Origin of the sequence: Roseomonas aeriglobus (assembly GCA_016937575.1) — a bacterium.
GTDB classification, from domain to species: domain Bacteria; phylum Pseudomonadota; class Alphaproteobacteria; order Sphingomonadales; family Sphingomonadaceae; genus Sphingomonas; species Sphingomonas aerigloba.
Window position 1 is genome coordinate 708,272 of sequence record JAFHKN010000002.1, and the last position, 24,060, is coordinate 732,331.

Consider the following 24,060-nt stretch of genomic DNA (forward strand, 5'->3'; position numbering starts at 1 on the left):
AATTTGTAGCACTACCCCTCTCATCGTCGTCCCAATGGGGCGAGGAGGCCTGTCATGCGCCTGTCGCGCTTCTTCATCACGCGGCCGATCTTTGCCGCGGTCATCGCAGTCGTCATCACGATTGTCGGCGGTCTTGCCTATCTGGGCCTGCCCGTCTCGCAATATCCCAACATCGTGCCGCCGACGGTGACCGTCGCGGCCACCTACCCAGGTGCCTCGGCCGAAACGGTTGCAGAGACGGTGTCGGCGCCGATCGAGCAGGAAATCAACGGCGTCGATGGCATGATCTACCAGTCGTCGCAGTCGACCGGCGATGGCCGGGTGACGATCACCGTCACCTTCAAGCCGGGCACCGATCTCGATGCTGCGCAGGTGCTCGTGCAGAACCGTGTCGCGCTGGCGACGCCCCGCCTGCCGCAGGAAGTGCAGCGGCTGGGGGTGGTTACCAAGAAGACGACGCCAGACTTTCTGATGGTCGTCAATCTCGTGTCGCCCGACCGGTCGCTCGATACGCAATACCTCTCCAACTACGCACTGACTCAGGTGAAGGATCGCCTGGCGCGGATCGAAGGCGTCGGTGACGTTCAGCTGTTCGGTGCGCGCGACTATGCGATGCGTGTGTGGATCGACCCGGGCCGCGCCGCTGCGCTCGATCTGACAGCAGGCGACATCGTCCAGGCGTTGCGTGCCCAGAACGTCCAGGTCGCCGCCGGCACGCTCGGCCAGCCGCCGTATAACCAGGGCAACGCCTTTCAGCTCAACGTCGAGACGCAGGGCCGGCTGACCGAGCCGGCGCAGTTCGCCGATATCGTGGTCCGTACCGATGCCGACGGTCGCCAGGTTCGCGTGCGCGACGTCGCACGGGTCGAACTGGGCGCGGCCGACTATTCGACCAAGACCTATCTGTCGGGCGAGCCGACCGTGCTGCTCGGGGTCTTCCAGCGCCCGGGGTCAAACGCGCTCGCCGCCGCGGAAGCGATCACGGCTGAAATGGACGCCGCGCAGAAGACCTTTCCCAAGGGCCTCGAATATCGCGTCATCTACAACCCGACCGAATTCATCGCCCAGTCGATCGACGAGGTGATGAAGACCCTGCTCGAGGCGATCGTGCTGGTCGTCCTCGTCATCATCGTCTTCCTCCAGCGCTGGCGCGCGGCGATCATTCCGGTGGTGGCGATTCCGGTTTCGCTGATCGGTACGTTCGCCGTGCTGCTGATGGTCGGCTATTCGCTCAACACGCTGTCGCTGTTCGGGCTGGTGCTGGCGATCGGCATCGTCGTCGACGACGCGATCGTCGTGGTCGAAAATGTCGAGCGCAATCTCGCGCGCGGCATGACTCCGCTCCAGGCCGCCTTCACATCGATGGATGAAGTGGCGGGCGCGCTGGTCGCGATCGTCGCGGTGCTGTGCGCGGTGTTCGTGCCCACGCTGTTCATGAACGGCATATCCGGCGCCTTCTACCAGCAGTTCGCCGCAACGATCTCGACCGCGACGATCATCTCGCTGGTCGTCTCGTTGACGCTATCGCCGGCGCTCGCGGCGATCCTTTTGAAGGATCATGCCGAAGATCACGGCGACCGCGGGCTCGTCATGCGCCGCGTGCGCGCCGCGGGCGACTGGTTCAATCGCGGGTTCGAGTCGATGAGCGCGCGCTATAGCCGGCTGACCCACACGCTGGTCACGCGGCCGAAGCGGGTCATGGTCACCTATGCCGGGCTGATCGCGGCAACCGTCGGCATGCTGTGGACGACGCCGACCGGCTTCATCCCGCAGCAGGACCAGGGCTATTTCCTGACAGTGATCCAGCTGCCTGCCGGTGCCTCCGTCGAGCGGACCGATGCCGTCATGCGCAAGGTCGCGGCCCGCATCCTGCCGCTGGAAGGCGTGAAGGGGGCGGTGATGCTGGCCGGGTTTGACGGCCCGTCGCAGACGCTCGCGCCCAATGCGGCAGCCGCCTACATCCCGCTCAAGGACTTCAAGGATCGCAAGGGCATCCACGTCAGCCAGATCATGGCGGAAGCGCAGAAGGTGACCGCCGACATCACCGAAGCCCGGCTGATGATCGTCCCGCCGCCCGTCATCCAGGGTATCGGCGCGGCCGGCGGCTTTCGCATGATGGTGCAGGACCGCGGTGGCCACGGCTATCAGGCGCTGGGCAGCGAAGCCTATGCGCTGATCGCCAAGGCCAATCAGGCAAAGGGTCTGGCGGGTGCCTATACCTTCTTCGACACCGCGACCCCGCGGATCTTTGCCGACATCGACCGGGCCAAGGCCGACCTGCTCGGCGTGCCGCCCGAACGCGTGTTCGAAGCGCTGAACGTCTATCTCGGTTCCGCCTTCGTCAACGACTTCAATCTGCTCGGTCGCACCTATCGCGTGACCGCCCAGGCCGACGCCCCGTTCCGCAGCACGCAGGCCGATATCGCCAATCTGAAGACGCGCTCGAACACCGGCGGCATGGTGCCGATCGGGTCGGTCGCAACGTTCCAGGACAAGACCGGGCCGTATCGCGTCGTGCGCTACAACATGTTCCCGGCGGTCGAAGTCGACGGCAACACCGCCCCCGGTTTCTCGTCGGGCCAGTCGCTGGTGACGATGGAGAAGCTGGCGGCGGAGACGCTGCCGGCCGGCTACAGCACGGAGTGGACCGATATCGCCTTCCAGCAGCGGCTGGCGGGAAACACTGCCGCGGTCGTCTTCGCGCTCGCCGTCGTGTTCGTCTTCCTCGTGCTGGCGGCACAGTATGAAAGCCTGGTCCTGCCGCTGTCGATCATCATGATCGTGCCGATGTGCCTTCTCGCCGCGATGATCGGCGTGAATTTGCGCGGCATGGACAATAACGTCCTGACGCAGATCGGCCTGGTCGTGCTGATCGCGCTGGCTGCGAAGAACGCGATCCTGGTGGTCGAATTCGCGCGGCAGGCGGAGATGCAGGACGGTCTGTCGCCGGTGGAAGCCGCGGTTCGGGCGGCGGGCGACCGTCTGCGCCCGATCCTGATGACCAGCTTCGCTTTCGTACTGGGTGCGGTGCCGCTGCTGGTTGCCAGCGGGGCGGGCGCGGAACTGCGCCAGGCGCTGGGCACCGCAGTGTTCTTCGGCATGCTCGGCGTCACCGGCTTCGGTCTGATCTTCACCCCCACCTTCTACGTCGTCTGCCGCGCGATGGGCGATCGCCTGCGTCGCGGCCGTGCGGCACCGCCGGCGCAGCTGCAGCCGGCCGAATGAGGAGTCACCCCATGATCCGCATCATTCTCGCTTCCGCTTCGGCACTTGCACTCGCCGCCTGCGCCGTCGGCCCGGACTATCGACGCCCGGCGACCCCACAAGCTGCTGCAGGGGCCTTCGTCACGACTACCCCGGCCGTCACGGCGACCGCGACCGACAACGACAATTGGTGGCAGCTCTACCGGGACCCCGTGCTCGACGGGCTGATCGCGGACGCCCTGGCCGCCAACACCGACATCCGCGTGGCCGTCGCGCGGTTGGCGCGCGCGCGGGCGTCGTTGCGCGAGACGCGTGGCGATCGCCAGCCGCAGGCGAGTGCGGGCGCCAGCGCCACTTACGGCCGGCTGTCCGCCATCCAGCGTCCGCCGGGCGCCGCGCGCGAAGACTGGACGATCGATACCGGCCTGGACGTCGCGTATGAGGTCGATCTGTTCGGCCGGATCTCGCGCAACGTCGAGGCCGCGCGCGGCGACGTCGGTGCGGCGCAGGCCGATGTCGATGCGGTGCGGGTTGCGGTCGTGGCCGACACCACTCGCGCTTATGCCGATGCGGCATCGGCCGCCGAGCGGCTGGCGGTCGCGACCCGCATCGTCGCGTTGCTCGATCGGTCGCTGCGCGTAACCCAGGCGCGTGCGCGGGTCGGGCTGACGACCGGGCTCGACACGGCACGGATCGCCGCGCTCAGGAACCAGCGGCAGGCGGACGTCCCCGCCTTGGCCGCGCAGCGCCAGGCCGCGCTGTTGCGGCTGGCGACGCTGACCGGTCGCACCCCGTCGGAGCTGCCGCCGATCGCGGCCGCTCGCACCGCGACGCTACGGCTCGCCCAGCCGATCCCGGTCGGCGACGGTGCAGCGCTGCTCGCGCGGCGGCCCGACGTACGCGCCGCCGAGCGACGCCTGGCGGCCGCGACCGCGCGGATCGGTGTCGCCACCGCCGACCTCTACCCGCGGATCAGCTTGGGCGGCTCGATCGGCTCGACGGGCACGGGTCTGGGCAATGTGTTCGGCGCAGGCCCGCTCAACTGGTTGCTGGGCCCCCTCATCAGCTGGAACGTCAATCCAGCCAAGGCGCGCGCGCGCATCGCCGGTGCCGAGGCCGACGGTCAGGCCGCACTGGCGACCTTCGACGGCGTGGTCCTGACCGCACTCCAGGAAACCGAGGTCGCGCTCTCCAACTATGCCCGCGCTCTCGATCGCCGAACCGCGCTCCAAGCCGCGCGCGATCAGGCCGAGGTCGCCGCACGCATTACCCGCGCACAGCAGCGGGAGGGTCAGATCGACAGCCTCGCCCAACTGGATGCGGAAAGGACCTCGGCCGATGCCGAGGCTGCACTGGCTCTGGCCGACGCCCAGATCGCGCTCCAGCAGATCGACCTGTTCCGGGCCTTGGGCGGCGGGTGGAGCTGAGGCTTAATGGCCGGGCGGCGACGCCGCGGATCGAAACTGTCGGTTCAATGCGAACGGACCTCTCAAAGTTGTCGAGGGCAGGGGGGACCTCGCGGCTTGGCGTCGTCCCGCCAAGGCGGCCGACGCGGGCGTAGCGCTAAACCAGACTTTCAGCACCGTCAGCCGACGCTCGGTCTCGGGACGAGTCCCCGATAACGCAACGGCCGCGCGCGACGATCTACTCGCGACGATCACCGTTCCCTCGCGTGCTACAGGCTCTCTGGCTCAGCTGGCGATACGGAGTCAGCTGCCACCCGCCGCCGTCCAGGTGCTTCAGATCAATGACAATATTCTGAACCATGCTTTCCGCCGCGGATTGAGCGGGTGCCAGACGAGCGAGGCATCGGCGGTTGCGCCGCAAGCTCGTGATGGCTGCTGTAGCGTAGTAGGAGAGTGACCGTGAACAACAATGGTGAGAATAGCGCGTTTGGTTTCGACGATCCCAATCGTGGTCCCCTCGACCGGGCGGCGAACACCATTACCGGTGGAAGCGGTGGCGTATCGGGAGCGATGGGCGGCACCGACCCGTCACATCAGACCGGCGGCGGTGGCGTCGTCTCCGCAATCTTCGATAGCAATGCTGAGGCTGAGCGCGCAGTCTCCGAACTGCGCCAGCTTGGCGTGAATGACTCCAGTCTGTCCCTCATCGCCCAGTCGAAAGGGACGATGACGACCCGCGAGGGCGGCGGCGAGATAACCGATGAGGAGCATACGAACATCCTGCGCGGCATCCTTGGTGGCGGTGCCCTCGGCGCCGGACTGGGTGTGGCGGCGCTTGCGATCCCGGGTGTCGGGCCGCTCGCCGCGCTCGGCGCGATCGCTGCGTCGGCGGTTCCGGAGGCGGTTGCGATCGGCGCGGTCGCAGGTGCAGCGGCCGGCACGTTCAACGAGGCGTTGAAGAAGCACGGCGTCAGCGATGAAGACTCGGCATATTACGGCGACCGCCTCAAGGATGGTGGCGTGCTCGTCACGGTGGACGCGACCGGCATCGACCGTCAGCAAGCGCAGGATGTCCTTTATCGCAACGGCGGCCACTCGTCGTCGCATGCGCGCGGCGCGGTGATGTAAGGGTCCGGACCGAGCGGCGTCGGTCGCTCGGTCCGTTTCACGGATGTTCGTGGAGCGATTGGGAAAGACGCGTTGGCGTCTACCTGCGGCGGCTTTGACTGGCCGTTCGATCAGGTGATTGGAAAACTGTCTTCAGCGACCGACACTGGGGGAAGAGCTTTGCCGCTTCCGGGCGACCGAGCGCAGCAACCTGCCGTTCGTTCATGTCGCGGGCCAGAGGGGCGAACGCCCGCGCGTGGTGTGGAGCGTAACGGCCGCTTTCGGACCGTTACCGGCAGGAATTGAACCTCTTTACGATGGTCGACTGAAAGCCAAGCTTGCTTTCGGTTGAAATCAATCGATCCGCAGTCACCTCTAAATACTGTTAGATTGGTCACCTCGATAATGGCACGAGGTCTCAACGGCACGAGGCATCGCTGGCTTTCGAAGACGTTTCTATCCCACTTCTCCGGTAATCAGCGCGAACCGGCGTTGCAGCCGCGCGACGACGGATTGTTTGACCGGTTTTCCGTCGCGAAGCTTGTACCAGCTGTGCTGACTGATGTGGTAGGTGGCCATGACCCCCGCCTTCGTGACGGCGGGGATGTGGCGTCGGTATTTGGCGAACTCATCAGGCGAGATGGTCGCCATGGGAAGGTGACGGGGTTTGCGGCGGCGGCGTTCCATCGCATCAATCCTCGACGATCGCACTGTGCTGGCGCGTGTCGCGCATGCGGGTATAGACAATCAGCGACACCGCGATCATCGCCGTCACATACCAGTAGAAGCCACGCTCCCATCCGGCGTTCTTGAAGCTGAGCGCGACATATTCGGCCGTCCCGCCGAACAGGGTATTGGCGAGGGCATAGGGCAGCGCGACGCCCAGTGCGCGAATGTGCGCGGGGAACAGCTCGGCCTTCACCACCGCGTTGATCGACGTATAGCCGGTGACGATGACGAGGCCGCCGAGCACCAGGAAGAATGCGGTCGTCGGATCGCGTGTCGTCTCCAGCGTCGCGAACAGCGGATAGGTGCACAGCACGCCCAGCACGCCGAACCCGATCAGCAGCGGCTTGCGCCCGATCCGGTCGCTCAGCGCGCCGGCGAGGGGCTGGAGCAGCATGAAGATGAACAGCGTGCCGCCGTTGATCCGCGCGGCGACTTCGCGGCTGAGCCCGGTCGTGTTGACCAGGAATTTCTGCATGTAGATCGAGTAGGCGTAGAAGGCGAGCGTGCCGCCCGCGGTCAGCAGCATCACCGTCATCGCTTCGCGCGGGTGGTGCTTGAATAACGCGAACATGCCGGATTTTGGCGCGTCGGTGGACTTGGCGTTCTTGAAGCTCTCGGTTTCGGCGAGGCCGCGGCGGATCCAGAACACGACGACCGCCAGGACGGCGCCGATGGCGAACGGGATGCGCCAGCCCCAGGCCTCCAACGCCGCCTCCGACATCGTGCTCTGAAGCAGCAGCAGCACGCCGATCGCGGTCAGCTGGCCGCCGATCAGCGTGACATATTGGAACGACGAGAAGAAACCGCGGCGGTCCTTGCCCGCCATTTCCGACAGATAGGTCGCGCTCGCCCCATATTCGCCACCGACCGACAGGCCCTGCATCAGTCGCGCGAGGACGAGTATCGCCGGTGCCAGCAGCCCGACCGACGGATATGTCGGCGCGACGGCGATCAGCAGCGATCCGGCGCACATCAGCGTCACCGACAGGGCGAGACCACTCTTGCGCCCCTTGCGATCGGCATAGATGCCCATGATCCACGCGCCCAGCGGTCGCATGAAGAACCCGACCGCGAACACCGCCGCCGCCCCGAGCAACTGGGCGGTCGGATTGTCCGAGGGAAAGAAGTGCGGCGCGAAATAGAGCGTGAACGCCGCATAGGCATACCAGTCGTACCACTCGACCAGATTGCCGGTCGATCCGCCGATGATCGCCTTGAGACGGTCGCGCGAGATCGGGGCGGATGGGGCGTCGGGGGTACTCATAACGATTTGCCGATCGATCGTTGGGGAAAAGGACATCGCCGGTTCCTTCAGAACTTGAAGTTGGCCGCTGCGAAGTAGCTGGCGCCGTTGAAGCCGAACTGGGTCGCGAACCGGCTGTACGGCACGGTGCCGTCGTTGGTCAGACGCGGGTCGAAGACCTTGTCGGGGTAGACGTCGAACACGTTGTTCGCGCCGACCTGAAACTCGACCGCCTGTGACAGGCGATAGGCGATCGACACGTCGGTCACGACCTTCGGCGAGAAGGCCTGATCCTGTTCGGGCAGCTGCGGCGCCACCGTCGTGATCGAGCCGAAGCGTGTCGCGGCGATGCGGCCGAGCCACGGGCCGGTTTCGTAGGTCAGCGTGCCGATCAGCTTGCTGCGCGGCTGATTGACCTCGATACGTCCCCGTTCCTCCCGATTCAGCAGCGTCTCGCCAAAGCCTGACAGCTGTGCTGGCGTACGCACCGGGCCGCGGATGTCGGTCTTGTTCAGGTTCAGCGCCAGCGTCGCGGTCAGCTTGCCCGATCCGACGTCGAAGATGCTGTTCGCCACCGCGTCGAGACCCCGGGTGCGGGTGTCGATCGCATTCGTAAAGAACTGCGCTTCGGTGATATTGGTGCCGGCGAAAAACTGCGCCAGCGCCGGGATGGTGTTGCTGAAGCGACCGGAGATGACGATCCGGTCTTGGATGTCGATCTGATAAGCATCGACCGTCAGGTTGAGCGCGCGGCCCAGCGTCAGCGTGGCACCAGCCGAATAGCTCCATGACGTCTCTGGCTTCAGCGCCGGCACGCCCAGGCGGCGGGCGATATCTGAATCGTTGCGCACCGTGTTGACTTCGCGCTGCTGGTTGACGCCGTTCACCGTGATGAACTGGGTCGACACGGAACTGAAGAAGCTCTGATGCAGCGACGGCGCGCGGAAGCCGCGGTTGATACCGCCGCGCAGCGCCAGCGCCTCAGTCAGCTTGTAGCGGCCAACCAGCTTGCCCGACACGTTGCCGCCGAAATCGCTGTAATTTTCGTACCGGACCGCCGTGCTGACAAGCAGCCGGTCGGTGATATCGGATTCGAGATCAAGGTAGACGCCAAGCGCACGGCGCGTCTGGTTCACGACGTTGTCGGGGCGGAAGCCGCCGAAGACCTGGACGCCCGACGCCTTGACCTGCGCCGCCGGCGTGCCCGGCGGATTGTAGTCGAGGTAGGATTCGGGCTGGCCGGCACCGATGCCGTAGCGATCGAAGCGCAGTTCGACACCGCCGGCGACGTTGAAGGTGCGGGTGCCGAACAGCCCGTCGAACCCCTTCGATAGGTCGATGTTGTTGGTGAACTGCTGGAACTTCAGCTTGCCCGCGTAGAAGTGAGTCGGCGTGCGGTCGCCCATCGATGCGTTGATCGAATTGTCGACGTCGAAGCTGATCTCGTTCCCGCCGAATTTCGTGCTGATGTCGACGACCAGTTCGCCCTTCCCGCCGCGGCGAATGCCGCCGGCCACGGTATAGTCGTCGATGCCCGTCTCGATGAAGGGCAGATAGTTGTCGGGGAAGAGGTTGAGGTTGCTGGTGCGCGGATTGTTCGGATAGCGATAGAAGCCCGCCGCCCGGCCGTCGCGGTGCGTCCAGCCGCCGAACGCATAACCTTCCCAGTCGCCGATCGGGGCACCGGCGTTGAGGAAGCCCGAATAGCTCTTGGCCGCCGAATTGCCGACGATCATGTTGAACCGATCGAAGCCGCGCTGCTGGACGAGTGCATTGTCCTGCTGCTGGCGAGCCACTTCGGCCGCGGTCAGCGGCACCGAGAAGCTGTAACCAGGGAAGCGTGTCGCCGGCAGCGGTGCGAGATAGACCGTGTTGTTATATTCGCCCGAGCGATCGGTGTAGCCGCGGCTGATGAAGGCGAGCGTCGCGTTGAGGAAGCCGCCGTCGCCCAGCGCGAATCCGGCGTTCAGGCTCGACTGGAACAGCTCGCCGTCGCCTTGCTTGGTGATGCCGGCCTGGTTGCGCCATTCGAAGCCATGGTCGCGCCGCTTCAGGCCGATGTTGATGACGCCCGCGATCGCGTCCGAACCATATTGCGCGGCTGCACCGTCGCGCAGCACTTCGATCCGCTCGATCGCGGCGGCGGGAATGGCGTTCATGTCATAGCCGACCGACCCGCGACCGACCGTAGAGTTTACGTTGACCAGTGCGGTCGTGTGCTGGCGCTTGCCGTTCAACAGCAGCAGCGTCTGGTCCGGTCCCAGGCCACGCAGCGTGGCGGGATCGATATGGTCGGTGCCGTTGGCGATCGTCTGCTTGGCCGAATTGAACGACGGCGCGACGAAGTTGACCATCTGCGCCACTTCGACCTGGCCGGTTTCCGCCAGCTGGGCGGAATTGACGACATCGACCGGTGCGGCCGTGTCGACGCTGCTGCGCGCTTCCTGCGACCGCGACCCGGTCACGATGATTTCCGGAGCGGAGACCGCGTCCTGTGCGGGTTCAGCGGCCGGTACGGCTGCAGCCGGATCTTGCGCAGACGCGGGGGGCGGCGGCACCTGCTGCGCGAAGGCGCCAGTCGGTAGAAGCAATGCCGCAGCGGTGCAGAGATAGTGAAGGCGGGCTGGATGCCGGGTCCCCATGGTGTTCGTCCTCTCCTGACAGCCCGCGGTGTCCCGCGTGGCGTTATGGGAGGATGATCCACGTCAGCAGCTCGACCGACAAGGCGCGCAGGTGTTTCGCTCAAACTATTGCTTTAGTTGAACTATATCGGAAAGCCGCTTCAACAGGCAGGTGCAAGCGTCCGGAAATCCGGATGGCAAGTTGCGAAACGTCCGGTAGATCGGACTCATGGGGTGGATCGTTCGAGTCGGTGGTTGGCGCCTGGTCGTCGTGGCGATCGGCATCGGTGCCTTGGCGCTGGGCTTCGCGACACTGTTCGGGTCGACGTCGCGGCGCGATGCGATCGCGGCCGCGCGGCAGCAGGCCGAACGGCGCGCCGCGCTGGAGGCAGGCACGCTGATCGCCGATGTCGGCAAGTTTCGCGTCCTGCCCTATGTGCTGACCGAACTCCCCGACGTCCGCGGCACGCTGGTCGATCGCTCGCCGAGCGCGATCGCGCGGTTCGACCAGACGTTGCGCTCGCTGACCCAGCAGACGGGCGCCACCGTGTTCTACGCGATCGATCGTACCGGCATCGCCCGGTCTGCCTCCAATGCCGGCCAACGCGACAGCTTCGTCGGCTACGACTTCCGCTTCCGGCCCTATTTCGTCGACGCGATGCGACGCGGGCAGAGCGAAGTCCGCACCTCTGCTCGTCGTCGCCGTCGCGCTGATGGCGTCCAACCCTGCGCAAGCCGGAACGGTCGCCGTTCGCGTCATCGATGCGACCGGCCAGCCCGTTCCCGACGCCGTCGTGACCATTCATCCCGCTGCCGGCATTCCGGCCGGCCCCATCCGCTTTCCCTGGGCCAACACGATGGTTCAGAAGAACATCGCCTTCAATCCGGGGACGCTGATCGTCCCGGCTGGGGCGACGGTCGCCTTTCCGAACCAGGATAGGGTCCGGCATCACGTCTACAGCTTTTCGAAACCGGCGAAATTCGAACTGAAGCTGTTCGGCCAGGATCAGAGCCGCACCTACACGTTCACGACGCCGGGCACCGTCGCGCTCGGCTGCAACATCCACGACGCGATGTCGGGGTTCGTCCGAGTCGTAGATACGCCCTTTGCCAACAAGACCGCGGCCGCGGGCGACGCCCGGATTGCGAACGTGACCGGCGGCAGAGCGGTGCTGACGATCTGGCATCCGCGCCTGAAATCGAAGCAGAACGAGGCGACCTTCCCGCTCGACGTCCCCGCCAACGGGGACATCGCGAAGCGCATCACCGTAACGCTGCGCTGAACCGGTGGCGGGACGTCGCTTGTCGCTCGTGGCTCTCGCCGCGTTGATCCGCGGTTCGCTGTCGGCCAAGCTGACGCTGTTTTACAGCGCACTCTTCGCCGTCGCGGTGGCGTTGATCCTGATCGGCGCGCAGGCCGGGATCCGTCGTAGTGCCGAGCGTATGATCCGCAACGAGATGGCGGCGAGTGCGAAGGTCTTCGACCGCGTCACTGCGATGCGCTACGCTCAGCTCGGCGACGCGAGTACCGTGCTTGCCGCCGACTTCGGGTTTCGCAGCGCGGTCGCGACCGACGATGCGCCGACGATCGCCTCCGCCCTCGAGTCGCTACGCAACCGCCTGCGGCTGGACCAGGCGTTCTTCGTCGACGTCGATGGCGCGATCGTCGGCTATCGTGGCCGGATTTCGACTAGGGACGCGCGCGACCTGTTGATCGCGCTTGAGAACGACCGGACGCGGGGCGTGTTGCGGATCGGGTCGGCGCGCTTCAACGCCGCCGCATCGGCGGTGAAGGTGCCGGTTACCGTGGGCTGGGTCGTCTTCGGCAATGCGCTTGACGCCCGCGAGATGGCCCGGCTCGGCAGGCTTTCGTCGATCGATCTCGCCCCGCGGATCGTGCCGGCGGGGACATTGAGCGCCGTCCAACGCAGTGGCGCGGCGACCGAGCAGGACGTCGCCGGCAAGCGGGTGCTAATCCAGGCCTCCCCGATCGCCTCGTTCCGTAGCGACGAACCGCAGATGCTGTTGTTGCAGCACAGCGTCACCAAGACGCTGGCCGATTATCGCCCGATGCTGTGGTTGCTGCTCGGCTGCGGAATCGTCGGCATCGGCCTTGCGGGCGCGGGCAGTTTCCTGCTCGCCCGGCGCATCTCGCGACCGATCATCGCGCTGAAGGCGGCGGCGATACGGGCTGCGAAGGGCGACTACACCCAGGTCGCGGTGACGACCCAGGACGAGCTTGGCGCACTTGCTGTCAGCTTCAACCGGATGGTCGACGATATCGACGCGCGCGAGCGGCAGATCACCCATATGGCGCTGCACGACGGTCTCACCGGCCTCGCCAATCGGGTGTTGCTCCGCGAATATCTAACGACCGCGTTCGCGCGGGTCGGCAGCGGTCGGCGGCAGGCGCTGTTCTGTCTCGATCTCGATCAGTTCAAGGTCGTCAACGACACGCTTGGTCACCCGACCGGTGACGCCTTGCTGTGCGATGTCGCGCGGCGCCTGAGCGACTTCGCCGGCGACGGCTTCGTCGCTCGGCTGGGGGGGACGAGTTCGCGCTGGTCCTGTCTGAGGATCATCGGCCCTTCGATCGGCTCGCGCACGAGTTGACCCGTGTCGTCGCGGAGCCTTGCATCGTCAACGAGCATCGCATCGTACCGGGCACGAGCGTGGGCATTGCCATCCTCGGCGAGGACGGGCAGGATCCAGTCACACTGACGAAGAACGCCGATCTGGCGCTCTATCGCGCTAAGCACGATGGCCGAGGCGGCTATCGCTTCTTCGAGGCGGCGATGGATGCCGAGGCGCGCAAGCGTCGGCAGATGGAACTCGACCTGCACGACGCGATCGCCGAAGGGCAGCTGTCGTTGATGTTCCAGCCGTTGTTCGACTTGGCGCAGACGCGCGTGTCGGCATTCGAGGCGCTGCTGCGGTGGAATCATCCGACGCGCGGACTGGTGTCGCCGGTCGATTTCATCCCGCTTGCCGAGGACACCGGGCTGATCGTGCCGATCGGCGAATGGGTGATTCGCGAGGCTTGTCGCGTCGCCCGCACCTGGCCGGACGATATCCGCGTCGCCGTGAACGTATCGCCGGTCCAGTTCCGCAACCCCGGCCTGGCCGCGGTCATCCTACAGGCCCTTTCCGAAAGCGGACTGCCGCCGCAGCGCCTGGAACTGGAGATCACCGAGAGCCTGTTCATTGATAATCCGGAATCCACGCTCGCCTCGCTCCACAGCCTGCGTGCGCTGGGCGTCCGGGTCGCGCTCGACGACTTCGGTACGGGCTATTCCTCGCTCAGCTATCTGCGCGCCTTCCCGTTCGATAAGATCAAGATCGACCGCAGTTTCATTATCGACCTGTTGAACGGCGACGGCGCCACGGCGATCATCAAATCGATCACGACGCTGGCCGAAGCTTTAGGCATGGAAACTACGGCGGAGGGCGTCGAAAATTCGGACCAGCTCGACATCCTGCGCGAGCAAGGCTGCAGCCACATCCAGGGTTACTATTTCAGCAAGCCGATTTCCGAGGTCGAAGTGCAGCGCATGATTGGCACTCCTCCGAGCGCTTTTCGCCTGTCGGCGTGACGCGAGGCGAGTGCGTGCCGCCCTTGCAACCCTATTTGAATGAAATTCGATAGGAAAAGCGCTCGCGGTGCCGCGACCTGACTGCATGGGGAACTTGAGAGCAGACCCAACTACGCCGGCTTGCCAGAGTGGCTCGGGCAAAAGCCGTATGTCAGTAACGGAAGAGCCCTCCCATTCCCCAACGATGGCGTTGACGCCTCGACCCGCCGGCCGATTTGAGCGCGATCACCGCCGTCAAAACGTGACGATGACGCTGACCACGTCCGAATAACTGCCGGCGGGGGGTGTGCTGGTCGGGTCGATACGAGCGACATAGGGGAAGAGCTGCGTCGGGCTAGTCCCGCCGGTGCCCGCGAGCGTTCCGGGCAGCGGATTGGTTTCGTCCCAGATCGTCGCGCCATCGGCGCGATAGAGGTTGTATCGCAGACGATTGCCGGCGCCGTCGCTCATCGCACGCCACGGACGCGAAGCGCCGCTGGCGCCGCTCGAGAATGCGACCTTGAAGTTCGTACCTTGTGTGCAATCGACCGCGACGGCCTGTGAGACGGGCGCGAAACCGCGCGCGAATGGCGCGCTGCCGAACACCACCGGCGGCGCGAGGATGCGGCAATCGGCCGTGACGACCAGCGTCACCGTGATCGTCGAGGTGGCGGTACCGCTATACTCGAGGACGCAGATGCTCGCGCCCCCCAGGCCGACGCCGACCCCGGCGCAGATTTTCCACGACCAGGCGATCGTCACGGTGTCCGTATAGGTGCCGGCCGGCACGTTGGGCTTCTCCACCGTCGCCGCGTACATCGTCGGGACGAAGTTGGTCGGCGACAGGACCGTCGGCAGCGATAGCAGTGAAGTGTCGAGATAGTTGATCGTCGAGCCTTGGGTGAAGGCGACGTTGCCCGCGCTATCTGCCGAAAGGCGGTAGCCGATGCTGGCGCCGCCCGACGATCTCAGACGAAAGCCGTTGGCGCTGGTCGCCGTGGCGCGGGCATAATCGGTGCTCATCACCGTCAGCACGGTACCGGTGCAGCGCAGCGTCGCCGGCATCGCGGTGGGCGTAGCGGGGCCGGCGCGAAGGTCATAGGACGTCACGGCACCGAGATCGCCGGTGATCGCCGGCGCAACGCCGCACGCCGCCTGCGCGGGTTCGGCAGAGAGAAACGTCGATAGCGAGACGACGGCGGCGAGCCAGGCGATCAGACGCATCGAATGGTCCCCACATTGGCGAGAAGGTCGGCACGCGCCGAACGGCCGATGCGCGCGGTGCACCTGCCGCCGGGCAGGCGTACCGTCAGCACGGTGGCATCGCGGGGCTGCTCGATCAGGACGATGCCGTCATAGCCGATCGTCAGCGACTGACCGTCGTCCGTTGTCGCGATCGCCCCTGGCGGCAGCGGCACGCCGACGGCATCGACGAGATGTGCGGTGATGCTGCGTACCGCATGGACCGGCAGGCGGATCACCGCGCCCGTGCCCGGGCGCAACGCGGCGCGCGTCTCGACGTCACGCGCGATCATTCCGATTGGAAGTCCGACCGGCTCGATCGCGAAGCGCGCCGGATGATAGGCGGTGACCGAAGGCACGAACAGGTGGCCGCGGCGATCGGTCGTGCCCAGCCGCTGGTTTTCATAGCGGACGGGCACGTTCGGTGCACCGGTCGCCACCAGCGCGAAGGCATCGGGCAGGTGGTTGGTTGCAAACAGCCGTCCCGCCATCGCGACGACCGAGCCCTGGACCCCGCCCCACAGGCTGCGCGCCGCGCCTGCGGTCGCCGCTCCTGCCTCGAACTCGATCGCGCGCGCCCGCCACGTCGCGGTTCCCTGACCGATGACACGGCCCCGATCGTCAATGGCCGCGTCGACCGCGTAGCCCAGGCCGCCATCAGTCGGCACGGCATGGCCGATCGCGCCGCTGACGCGTGCACGCCCCGCGGGGGCGCGCGCGATCCCGGCGCTGGCGACGGTGGCGCCGGCGCCGAGCGGCATCACCAGCCGCAGCTGCATTCCACCACGCCGCCGGTCGACGTCATAGTCGAGCGCGGCGAACGCCGACGCGCGGCCCCACAGCGGTACAGACGCCGATGCCGAAGCCAGCCGCGTCAAACCCGTGACAGTGTCGCGGCTGCTGATGAAGCCGAGCCCGACGCTGCCGAAGCCGTGCAGGATGGTGCTCGCCGACACGCGGTCGCTGCGCCTGCCGACGGATGGCGTGATGTCGAACGCGCCGAGATCGGTGAAGGCGCGGCTGCGCACGACGTGCTCGGCGCCGATGGAGAAGGTCCGTCCATCGTACGTGTAGCCGGCGGTGAGCTGCGACCCGCGGCGCCCGCTCCGGTCGCTGATTGAGGCCGATGCGTGGACGGCACCGAGCAGTCCCATCCGCCAGGCCGCCCCGACCCCCGCACCGGCGAGCCCGCGTGTCCCTTCGACGTGCGCGGACAGCGTGACGGCCTGCGACAGGCCATGGCGCAGCGATGCGCTCACCGCCGGCCGGGCGTAGCTGAAACTGCGCAAACCGTAGTTTCTGCGAAGCAGCCCCACTTCGGCAGCGAAGTCGGTGAGGCCCGGACGCAGCAGCGTGGGTGCGACGTAGAAGGGGATCACGGTGGCGATCTGCCGACCGACCGCATCGGTGGTGACGATACGCGCTTCGCCGGCACCGTTGACGACCGGCACATTGTCCAGCACGAACCGGCCCGGCTCGACATTGGCGGTCGCCTGGCGAAAGCCATTGATAAAGAGGTCGACGCCGCTGGCCACCGCGGACTCACCGGCGAACCGCGGCAGCGGTACGGTGACGAGGTCCGGGCGGATCGCGAAGTTGCGCGCGATCTGAAGCCCGCCCATCCGCACCGCCGTCGTCCAGGGCAGCGTGCGCGTAATGAAGTCTCCGGCGGCGATCTCCGTCGCGCTGTCCTCCAGCACCCGGCGATAACTCGTGTCGTAGCGGAGCAGCCCGGCGCCACCGCCAAAGCCCGTGCGCAGCACGCCGGTCGAGGCAACCGTGCCGAAGTCGCCAAACAGTCGGACTTCGCCGAGCAGGGCGGCGGTGGTGACGCGGTCGTCGCGTCGGACGAACAGGTCGTAGTTGATGAGCGCGCCGGTATCGATGGTCGTCGCCATGCGCGTCGGCGCGTCGCCGCTGATGCGCCGCGTGGGCAGCAGCGCCGGCGGCACGTCGAGCAGCAGGCGTTGGCCCGGCGCATCATACACCGCGGTGAACCCCGGCGGGGCAGCAAGATCGATGGGCGCGTCGCCGGAGACGGCGATGCCGGCGGCGCGCAATGTGTCGGGCGCGATGAACAGCCGTTCGCCCGACTGCGACAGCTTGGCGAGCGTCACGTCGATCCGTCCGTTGACCACCAATTCGACGAACAATTCGGTGGGGCCCGCCGACGCGGCGGCGACCGGCGGCGTTGCGTCGCGCGCGTGCGCCGGGACGCTCGCGAGCATCGCCGCGCAGATCAGCCAAACGCGCATCGCAGCCGGCTCGTGCGATCGCTCAGGCGTCGGGGACCAGCGTCTGGTCGACGCCGTTGACCGCGACGCGGACCGTGCCGCCTGTGGCGGGCAACGGGAAGGCGATCGTCGCGCCGGCCAGTACGTAGCCCGCAAGGCCAGCCCGCACCATTGCCTGGTGCGAACCCGTCACGACGCGCAGATCGGTCAGTCGCGCGTGACGCGTGCCGGTGTTCGTGACGCGGAGCTCGCGGCCCTCCGGACCGGCCGACACCCGCACCGACAGGCGCGGTGTGCCGGTCTCCGCGGTGACATAGGTGAACAGCGGCACCGAATAGCGCATCTGTACCGCCAACTTCGCGACCGGCGCCGCCGTTCCTTCCGGCGGGGGCGGGGGAAGCTCGTCGATCAGCAGCCGGAACGTGCCCTCGGCGGCGGCGCCGGGCGTGCGGCGGATGATCCGGACGAGTTGGCGCTTGCCTGGCTCGACCCGTGCGATCGGCGGGCTGGCGACGATCACGTCCTGGGCCGACAATGTGTCGCTGCCGTCCGCCTGTGACCAGGCGAACGCGCGCACCTGCATCGTCACCGGCATGGTGCCCTTGTTCTCCAGCCACAGCGCCGTCGCCTGCTCGCCCGCCTTGATGACGGGATCGATCGGCCAGATGACGATTGCCGAGGCGGTCGCGGGCACCGTGTGAACAAGGGTGGCGAGCGACAGCGCAGCGCCCAAAGAGCGGAACATGATAAACTTCCCTCTGCGGATTACCAGGTGAGCGTGATTCGGACGGTATCGGTGTAGGTCCCGGCGGGCTGTGCCCCGGCGAGCGTCGCGACGGCCCGGATCGGCACCAGTCGCTGGCCGGAACCCGGCGCGAACGGCAGCGATACGGGGCTGGCCGCCCACTCGCTGCTGCTGCCGTCCGCGAACAGCTGGTACGCGATCGTGGCGGATCCGCCGGACTGGCGCAGACGGCGCGCACCGCCGGCGGCGTTGTCGCCGCCGTCGGCGGATAGCGTCGCTGTCACCCCGGGCGTGCATTCGACCGCGATCCCTGCGCCGCCAGCCGAGACCAAGCTCCCCTCCGCCCGCGCGCCGGCGGTTCCGGGCGTGGTCCCCATGTCGATGCGGCCCCAGCCCTGCGTCGCATCGGCATTGACGCTGCAGCCGTTGACGACGCTCGCGCTAACCGGAAACGACCGCGTCATCTCCGCATGCGCGGGCGCGCCGACCGGCAGGAGCGCCGCTCCGCCAAGGATCAGGCCGACACGCACCGGATCACCAGGTCAGCGTGACCTGGACGGTGTCGGCGTAGCTGCCCGCCGCCAGGAGCGTCCCGCCGCTCGTCACGCGGGCATAGATCGGCACGCTGATCGGCGTGGACCCTGCGGTCGCGAGCGCCAGTTGCTGGCCGATGCCGATCTCCGACGTGCGCTGCGCATCGCTGAACAGGCGGTAGGCGACGGTGCGACCGTTCGCGATCATGTGACGGCGACCGCTGGTATCGTTCGCTCCCGATCCGATCGTCAGGCTGGGCGTGACGCCCGGCGAACACTGGACCTGGAGCTGGCCGAGCGAGCCGACGAGTTCGCCGTCGACATTGCCGAAGATGCCGGGCTGATCGGGAAAGGCTATCGTGCCCATCTGGCCGGCATTGGCCTGAAGCGCGGTCGCGCCGTTTACGACGCAGGCGTTGGTGACGTTCAGCGTGACGCCGATCGTGCCGGTGGTGTTACCGGCGGCGGCGGGCGTCGCCGCAAACGCGCTTGCGGTACCCGCAGCGAGAGCGATGATGCGATAGTAAGAGCTGATGTTTGCCATGCGATGATCCCCCTCGTGCAAGTTCGAGGAGGTCGGGGTGCGGGACGACGGTAAACCAAATCTTGAAACGACCGGCCCAGCTTAAACGTCTTCGACCTAAGTCTAGCGTCGCAGTGCGATCGGCGTGGAACTTCTTTCCGCCGCGGCGATGTATCGACGGATAGTGCCAACCGCGAGCCGCGAAAGCCTACGCACGGTAACAGGTGCGGCGAGACCGGGCGGGACAACCAGCCACGCCTCGCTCAGCGCGGTGAAGCCCAGCGTTCCGGCCAGTCCGGCGAGCCGGTGGCTCGTGGTCTCGGTCGCAGCGTCAGGTGTTGTCAGAACGCTTTCGAGCGTATCGGCAAGACGGCTCAGCATCGGCAGGATCGCCGCGGCGCCGAACACGTCGAGAAGTCGCAGCGTCGCGTCGCTCAGGTCCTTCGGTTTCCAGCGTTCCGCCAGAATGGAGAAGGTTTCCAAGCCGCTTCCGACCGGAAGCACTTCGTCATCATCGAACACTTGGTCCCCGCCCACACGCACCTGTGGAGCACCCATGCGCCAAGCGGGCGATTCGACGGTTGAGGAGAGAAACAACAGTGATGGACAAGATGTATACGATACATCCTCGATCACCGCTTCCATCGACTTCACCCGCCAACCGGCTGCAGCGAATGCTTCGCGCAACGGAACTGTCCAGTTGACAGTGGGGGGCTGTGTTCCGGTGATCACTGCCGCCAGCGGATCAATCCTTAACATTTATTATGATGTCTATCCGTTGCTGGGTATCGACATTGCTAATGACACGCTGAAGAATAAGCGCAAGCTAGCGAACGATGTTGGGGATCGTGGCGGAAAGAACTGGCGGTCGCATTCTGATAGCCGACGATCACCCTCCGATACGCGAGGGATTAGCACTTGCCGCCCGCTCGGCGCTGGCGGGCGTGACGGTGCATACCGCAGGTTCGATCGCCGACACGCTGGCGACGATCGCGCGGGTACCGATCGATCGCATGGTGCTGTTGGACCTTATGCTGCCCGATGCACTCGGCTTTTCCGGGCTGATGACGATCCAGCACGAAGTGCCGCGCGTCCCCATCGTCATCATCTCTGCGCGCGAGGAACCGGCCGTCGTCGAGGCGGCGCGCGCACTGGGTGCTGCGGGTTTCCTCTTCAAGAGCCTGCCGCTCGACACGATCGCGCGGCATCTGCAGGAGGTGGAGGGGGGGAGCCGCGTTTTTCCGCCACCGCCGCCGCCCGCGGCCGGCGACCTGACGGCGTTGCGCCAGCGGATCGACGAACTCTCTCCCGCGCAGCGCACGGTATTGATCGCACTGGCCGACGGCCGCGCGAACAAGGCGATTGCCTATGATCTCAACGTGACAGAGGCGACGATCAAGGCGCACATGACCGCGATTTTCCGCAAGCTGGGCGTCACCAACCGCGCGCAGGCGCTGATCGCGGTTCAGCCGCTGTTCGGTGCGATCGATCCGCGTGTCGTATCGTGACGCCGCTGGATCGCCGCGCCGCTCTCATCGTCGGGCGGCCGTCCGCGCTGCGCTTCCTCTCCTTCGCGCTGATCGGCCCACTGCTGCTGATTGCGCTCCTGATCTGGCTGAATGCCGGGTATCGCAGCGCCGAGGCCTTGCGGGAGCGCGTAGCGGCGTCGTTCCAGCGCCGGCTTGAGCTCGTCGAACTGCTTTCGACCCTGAAGGATGCGGAGACGGCGCAGCGCGGATTTCTGCTGACGGGAGGCGACGCGGCCTTTCTTGGTCCCTACACCCCTGCGCGGCGGCGGGTTGCCGTGATGATGCGGGCCGCGCACGACGGCGCGAGGGGCGGATTTGGCGCGCCGCAGCTGTCGCGCATCGAAGCGCTGATCGCTGCAAAGTTCGTGGAAATGGATGCGACCATCGCCAGCCTGCGCAGCGGCGATCGGGACGAGGCGCTCCGCCGTGTGCGAACGGGCGCGGGCAAGCGCCTGATGGACGAGTTGCGCCGCGCCGTTGGTGCGCGGATCGCGCACGAGGATGCAGCGACACGCGCCGCGCGCGATCGGTTCGAGGCGCGCCGACGCAGCTCGCAGCTGCTCGCGATCGGCATCGGCGTGCTGACGCTCGTGCTCGTCACCGGGTGGCTCTTCGCGGGGTGGCGGCTTCGCCGCGCCCGCTACGACGCGAGCGTCGCCGCGTACGAGGCGGCAGAGCGCAACCAGACCGTGCTCGACAGCACCGTGGATGCGATGCTGATTCTCAATCCCAGCGGTTCGATCGAGGCGGTCAACCGCGCTGCCACCGAGTTGCTCGGCTACGATGCGAGCGCGCTTGAACGGCGCGACATCGCCGTCGTCATCGATCTGGCACCGGGGGAGGGCAGTTTCCACCAGCGCGTCGGGCTGGTCGACGGCCATTTGCGCCAGCGCTTCCTGCCCGATCGGGCAGCGCGGCATCGTGATGGCCACCTCGTTCCGGTCGATGTCGCGATGGGCGCGATGGTCGTGCCGAGCGGCGATCATCTCGTCGTGTCGCTGCGCGACATCTCGGAGCGCAAGCGGCTGGAGCAACTCAAAGACGACCTGATGTCCACCGTGAGTCACGAGCTCAGGACACCGCTCACATCGATCGTCGGATCGCTTGGGCTGTTACGCGCAGGATCGGCGGGCGCGCTGCCGGACGCCGCGGCCCGGCTCGTTGGCATTGCCGAGAACAATTCACGGCGCCTGATCCGCCTCATCAACGACATGCTCGACATCGATCGCATCGAGACCGGGACGCTGGAGATGGTGCGCGAACCGACCGACCTGCGCACCATCGTCGAGCGTGCGGCCCATGGCGGCGAAGGGATTGCGGCGGCGAAGGGCGTGCGGATCGTCGTCGCCACGCCCCCCGCGCCGGTGATCGTCGCGGGCGATGCCGACCGGCTGCTCCAGGTATTGACGAATCTGTTGTCGAACGCGGTCCGCTTCACTCCCGAGGGGCGGGCGGTGACGATCACGCTGGCCAGCGATGGCGAACGCGCAACCGTCACCGTCGATGACGAAGGCCCGGGCGTGCCCGCCGAATTTCGCAGCCGTATTTTTGGCCGGTTCGAGCGCGCGGCGGGTGAGAGTGGGCAGCTGGGCGGGGCGGGGCTCGGCCTCGCTATCTCGCGGGAAATCATCGCGCGTCACGACGGCCGGATCTGGTTCGAGGATGCTCCGGGCGGCGGCGCGCGCTTCGCGATCACGCTCGATGCGATGCGGCCCGCGCACATGATGGAGAGTGGATCGGCGCGCGTGCTGATCTGCGAGCAGGATGCCGAACTCGCCGGAAGGCTGATCGCGATGGCGGTGCGGGAGGGGTGCGCCTACGAACTCGCGACCAGTACGAGCGCCGCCCGTGCGGCGCTCGCGCGGTCGACATTCGACGCGCTGCTCATCGACCTGCATCTGCCCGAGGAGGGCGGGCTCGTCTTCGCACGCGCGGTGCGGGATGGCTCGTCATCGGCGCAGGCGTCGATCATCGTCGTTGCGGCGAACGCGTTCGATGACGGAGATGCATTGTCGCCCCTCGACGTGATCGACTGGATCGACAAGCCCGGCGACGCCGATCGACTGGGCGACGCGCTGCGCCGGGCGCTGGCGCGCGGCACGACCCGGCGGCCGACGGTGCTCCATCTCGACGATGACGAGGACCTGCTCCAGGTCGTCGCCGCTGGACTTGAGCCCGAAGTACAAATCCTGACGGCGACCAGCCTTGCCGCCGCGCGGGCGATCCTGGAAACGACATCCCCGGATGCCGCGATCCTCGACCTTCGTCTGGCCGAGGGGTCAGGCCTCGATCTCATCCCGTTCCTCGTCGACAGCGACGGGCTCGCTATTCCGACGATTATCTATTCGGCGCAGGACGTCTCGGCCGAGCTTGCCGACAAGGTCGATGCCGTCCTCGTCAAGGCGCGCGGGTCGATGCCCGACCTGAAGGCCACCCTGCGACGCGTCATCAACGCCCGCGCCTTTGAAGAGAAGTAGCAAGACGACGTGACACAAACCCTGCTGTACGTGGACGACGAGGAAGACATCCGCATCATCGTCGGACTGGCGCTGGAGCTCGACGGCTATTTTCGCCCGGTCCTGGCAGGCGGCGGCGGCGAGGCGCTGCGCATGGTCGCGGAAGGGCTGACACCGGATGTCGTCGTGCTCGACATGATGATGCCGGAAATGGACGGATTGACGCTGCTCGCCCGGTTGCGGCCGGTCTTGGGCGATGACGTTCCGATGCTGTTCATGACGGCGAAGGGGCGTCAGGCGGACGTCGAACTGTATCACCGCAGCGGTGCGAAAGGCGTACTGGTCAAGCCGTTCGATCCGGTGCGCCTCGGTGCGGATATCCGTGCACTCATAGCGGCCTGAGCCGCGGCGATCGCGCGAAAATTTGGACTTTGGTCTAGCCCCGCCGGTGCCGGGGAAGCGGAGCAATGTCTTGTTTACCCTACGATCCCACCGGTGACCGGTACGCCCGGGGGAACGCGGAATGCCAACCGATCTGAAGCAGGACCACAATCGAATCCGATCGCTGCTGTCGCAGCTCGAAGCGATGGTTGCGCATGATCACCCCCCACCCGTCGGGGACCTCGCCGACGTCCGGCGCGCGCTGTTCACGGAGCATCGCGAGCACGTCCAGCGTGAGGATGCGTTTGTCCAGACGCGTCTGGGCAAGAGCGCGCTGGCTCACGCGCGATGCTGTGTGATCGAGAGCATCGACCGCAAGATTGCCGATCAGATACGCCGATGGACCGGCGCAGAGGTTCATATCGGCTGGAATGCCTATCGCGCGGACACCACGCTGCTCGCCAAACAGTTGCGCACGCAGATGAACGACGAGGAAGCACTGATCCTCTCACTATTCTGACTTCAACCGCTGCTT

Annotated in this window: 20 protein-coding genes and 1 pseudogene; 11 read left to right on the forward strand and 10 right to left on the reverse strand. The window is 66.6% G+C overall.

Annotation, left to right across the window (positions count from 1 at the left end; genetic code table 11):
• Nucleotides 1-54 precede the first annotated feature (54 nt).
• The 3 genes from JW805_03865 to JW805_03875 all read left to right on the forward strand — a co-directional run bounded on the left by JW805_03865 (nt 55) and on the right by JW805_03875 (nt 5,738).
• Nucleotides 55-3,225 (forward strand): efflux RND transporter permease subunit, encoded by a 3,171-nt coding sequence (locus tag JW805_03865; protein ID MBN2971151.1) that lies wholly within the window; start codon nt 55-57, stop codon nt 3,223-3,225.
• Between the two features lie 11 nt (nt 3,226-3,236).
• Complete coding sequence (locus JW805_03870; GenBank protein MBN2971152.1) at nt 3,237-4,631, forward strand: TolC family protein; 1,395 nt, start codon at nt 3,237-3,239, stop codon at nt 4,629-4,631.
• A 438-nt stretch (nt 4,632-5,069) separates the two neighbouring features.
• A complete protein-coding gene (locus JW805_03875) occupies nt 5,070-5,738 on the forward strand; it encodes a hypothetical protein (GenBank protein MBN2971153.1) in 669 nt (222 codons plus the stop codon).
• A 435-nt stretch (nt 5,739-6,173) separates the two neighbouring features.
• On the opposite strand, the gene JW805_03880 is transcribed toward JW805_03875, so the two are convergent.
• The 4 genes from JW805_03880 to JW805_03895 form a co-directional block, all read right to left on the reverse strand.
• Nucleotides 6,174-6,404 carry a hypothetical protein gene (locus JW805_03880; GenBank protein ID MBN2971154.1) on the reverse strand — a complete coding sequence of 77 codons (231 nt, stop codon included), beginning with the start codon at nt 6,402-6,404 and terminating at the stop codon, nt 6,174-6,176.
• A 4-nt stretch (nt 6,405-6,408) separates the two neighbouring features.
• On the reverse strand, nt 6,409-7,710 hold the full coding sequence (locus tag JW805_03885; protein MBN2971155.1) for an MFS transporter: 1,302 nt from the start codon (nt 7,708-7,710) through the stop codon (nt 6,409-6,411).
• Nucleotides 7,711-7,757: 47 nt separating this feature from the next.
• Nucleotides 7,758-10,154, reverse strand: a complete 2,397-nt coding sequence (locus JW805_03890) for a TonB-dependent receptor (protein ID MBN2971156.1) — start codon at nt 10,152-10,154, stop codon at nt 7,758-7,760.
• A 277-nt stretch (nt 10,155-10,431) separates the two neighbouring features.
• A complete protein-coding gene (locus tag JW805_03895; protein ID MBN2971157.1) occupies nt 10,432-11,034 on the reverse strand; it encodes a hypothetical protein in 603 nt (200 codons plus the stop codon).
• Here JW805_03895 and JW805_03900 point away from each other — a divergent pair.
• The 4 genes and pseudogenes from JW805_03900 to JW805_03915 all read left to right on the forward strand — a co-directional run bounded on the left by JW805_03900 (nt 11,024) and on the right by JW805_03915 (nt 13,903).
• The gene (locus JW805_03900) at nt 11,024-11,593 is read left to right on the forward strand and encodes a hypothetical protein (protein MBN2971158.1); all 570 of its coding nucleotides are present in this window, start codon (nt 11,024-11,026) and stop codon (nt 11,591-11,593) included. The genes JW805_03895 and JW805_03900 overlap by 11 nt on opposite strands.
• A 19-nt stretch (nt 11,594-11,612) precedes the next feature.
• The gene (locus JW805_03905; GenBank protein MBN2971159.1) at nt 11,613-12,923 is read left to right on the forward strand and encodes a diguanylate cyclase; all 1,311 of its coding nucleotides are present in this window, start codon (nt 11,613-11,615) and stop codon (nt 12,921-12,923) included.
• Nucleotides 12,872-13,078: pseudogene (locus JW805_03910) on the forward strand (diguanylate cyclase). Before JW805_03905 ends, JW805_03910 begins: the two are co-directional and overlap by 52 nt.
• 27 nt (nt 13,079-13,105) lie before the next feature.
• The gene (locus tag JW805_03915) at nt 13,106-13,903 is read left to right on the forward strand and encodes an EAL domain-containing protein (protein ID MBN2971160.1); all 798 of its coding nucleotides are present in this window, start codon (nt 13,106-13,108) and stop codon (nt 13,901-13,903) included.
• A gap of 234 nt (nt 13,904-14,137) precedes the next feature.
• Here JW805_03915 and JW805_03920 read toward each other — a convergent pair whose 3' ends face one another.
• The 6 genes from JW805_03920 to JW805_03945 form a co-directional block, all read right to left on the reverse strand.
• Entirely contained in the window at nt 14,138-15,106 is a 969-nt protein-coding gene (locus tag JW805_03920) for a spore coat U domain-containing protein (protein MBN2971161.1), read from the reverse strand.
• The gene (locus JW805_03925; GenBank protein MBN2971162.1) at nt 15,097-17,379 is read right to left on the reverse strand and encodes a fimbrial biogenesis outer membrane usher protein; all 2,283 of its coding nucleotides are present in this window, start codon (nt 17,377-17,379) and stop codon (nt 15,097-15,099) included. Before JW805_03925 ends, JW805_03920 begins: the two co-directional genes overlap by 10 nt.
• A 22-nt stretch (nt 17,380-17,401) precedes the next feature.
• Nucleotides 17,402-18,103, reverse strand: coding sequence for a molecular chaperone (locus tag JW805_03930; GenBank protein MBN2971163.1), 702 nt, complete (start codon nt 18,101-18,103; stop codon nt 17,402-17,404).
• Nucleotides 18,104-18,123: 20 nt separating this feature from the next.
• The gene (locus JW805_03935; protein ID MBN2971164.1) at nt 18,124-18,633 is read right to left on the reverse strand and encodes a spore coat protein U domain-containing protein; all 510 of its coding nucleotides are present in this window, start codon (nt 18,631-18,633) and stop codon (nt 18,124-18,126) included.
• A 4-nt stretch (nt 18,634-18,637) separates the two neighbouring features.
• A complete protein-coding gene (locus JW805_03940; protein ID MBN2971165.1) occupies nt 18,638-19,180 on the reverse strand; it encodes a spore coat protein U domain-containing protein in 543 nt (180 codons plus the stop codon).
• Between the two features lie 102 nt (nt 19,181-19,282).
• Nucleotides 19,283-19,804, reverse strand: a complete 522-nt coding sequence (locus JW805_03945; GenBank protein ID MBN2971166.1) for a hypothetical protein — start codon at nt 19,802-19,804, stop codon at nt 19,283-19,285.
• 203 nt (nt 19,805-20,007) lie between these two features.
• Between JW805_03945 and JW805_03950 the strand changes: the two genes are divergently transcribed.
• From JW805_03950 to JW805_03965, 4 genes are all read left to right on the forward strand, one after another.
• Nucleotides 20,008-20,667 carry a response regulator transcription factor gene (locus JW805_03950; GenBank protein MBN2971167.1) on the forward strand — a complete coding sequence of 220 codons (660 nt, stop codon included), beginning with the start codon at nt 20,008-20,010 and terminating at the stop codon, nt 20,665-20,667.
• Nucleotides 20,664-23,165 carry a CHASE3 domain-containing protein gene (locus JW805_03955; protein MBN2971168.1) on the forward strand — a complete coding sequence of 834 codons (2,502 nt, stop codon included), beginning with the start codon at nt 20,664-20,666 and terminating at the stop codon, nt 23,163-23,165. The genes JW805_03950 and JW805_03955 overlap by 4 nt, the downstream gene beginning before the upstream one ends.
• A 9-nt stretch (nt 23,166-23,174) precedes the next feature.
• Nucleotides 23,175-23,546: a response regulator gene (locus tag JW805_03960; protein ID MBN2971169.1), complete on the forward strand. Its 372-nt coding sequence runs from the start codon at nt 23,175-23,177 to the stop codon at nt 23,544-23,546.
• Between the two features lie 121 nt (nt 23,547-23,667).
• Nucleotides 23,668-24,045, forward strand: coding sequence for a hemerythrin domain-containing protein (locus JW805_03965; GenBank protein MBN2971170.1), 378 nt, complete (start codon nt 23,668-23,670; stop codon nt 24,043-24,045).
• Nucleotides 24,046-24,060 lie beyond the last annotated feature (15 nt).

Bases quoted from the DNA above. Each gene is read 5' to 3' on its own strand.
- JW805_03865 (MBN2971151.1), top strand. From the start codon at position 55: ATGCGCCTGTCGCGCTTCTTCATCACGCGGCCGATCTTTGCCGCGGTC.
- JW805_03870 (MBN2971152.1), top strand. From the start codon at position 3,237: ATGATCCGCATCATTCTCGCTTCCGCTTCGGCACTTGCACTCGCCGCC.
- JW805_03880 (MBN2971154.1), bottom strand. From the start codon at position 6,404: ATGGAACGCCGCCGCCGCAAACCCCGTCACCTTCCCATGGCGACCATC.
- JW805_03885 (MBN2971155.1), bottom strand. From the start codon at position 7,710: ATGAGTACCCCCGACGCCCCATCCGCCCCGATCTCGCGCGACCGTCTC.
- JW805_03900 (MBN2971158.1), top strand. From the start codon at position 11,024: ATGGCGTCCAACCCTGCGCAAGCCGGAACGGTCGCCGTTCGCGTCATC.
- JW805_03915 (MBN2971160.1), top strand. From the start codon at position 13,106: ATGGATGCCGAGGCGCGCAAGCGTCGGCAGATGGAACTCGACCTGCAC.
- JW805_03920 (MBN2971161.1), bottom strand. From the start codon at position 15,106: ATGCGTCTGATCGCCTGGCTCGCCGCCGTCGTCTCGCTATCGACGTTT.
- JW805_03925 (MBN2971162.1), bottom strand. From the start codon at position 17,379: ATGCGCGTTTGGCTGATCTGCGCGGCGATGCTCGCGAGCGTCCCGGCG.
- JW805_03930 (MBN2971163.1), bottom strand. From the start codon at position 18,103: ATGTTCCGCTCTTTGGGCGCTGCGCTGTCGCTCGCCACCCTTGTTCAC.
- JW805_03940 (MBN2971165.1), bottom strand. From the start codon at position 19,180: ATGGCAAACATCAGCTCTTACTATCGCATCATCGCTCTCGCTGCGGGT.
- JW805_03945 (MBN2971166.1), bottom strand. From the start codon at position 19,804: ATGGAAGCGGTGATCGAGGATGTATCGTATACATCTTGTCCATCACTG.
- JW805_03965 (MBN2971170.1), top strand. From the start codon at position 23,668: ATGCCAACCGATCTGAAGCAGGACCACAATCGAATCCGATCGCTGCTG.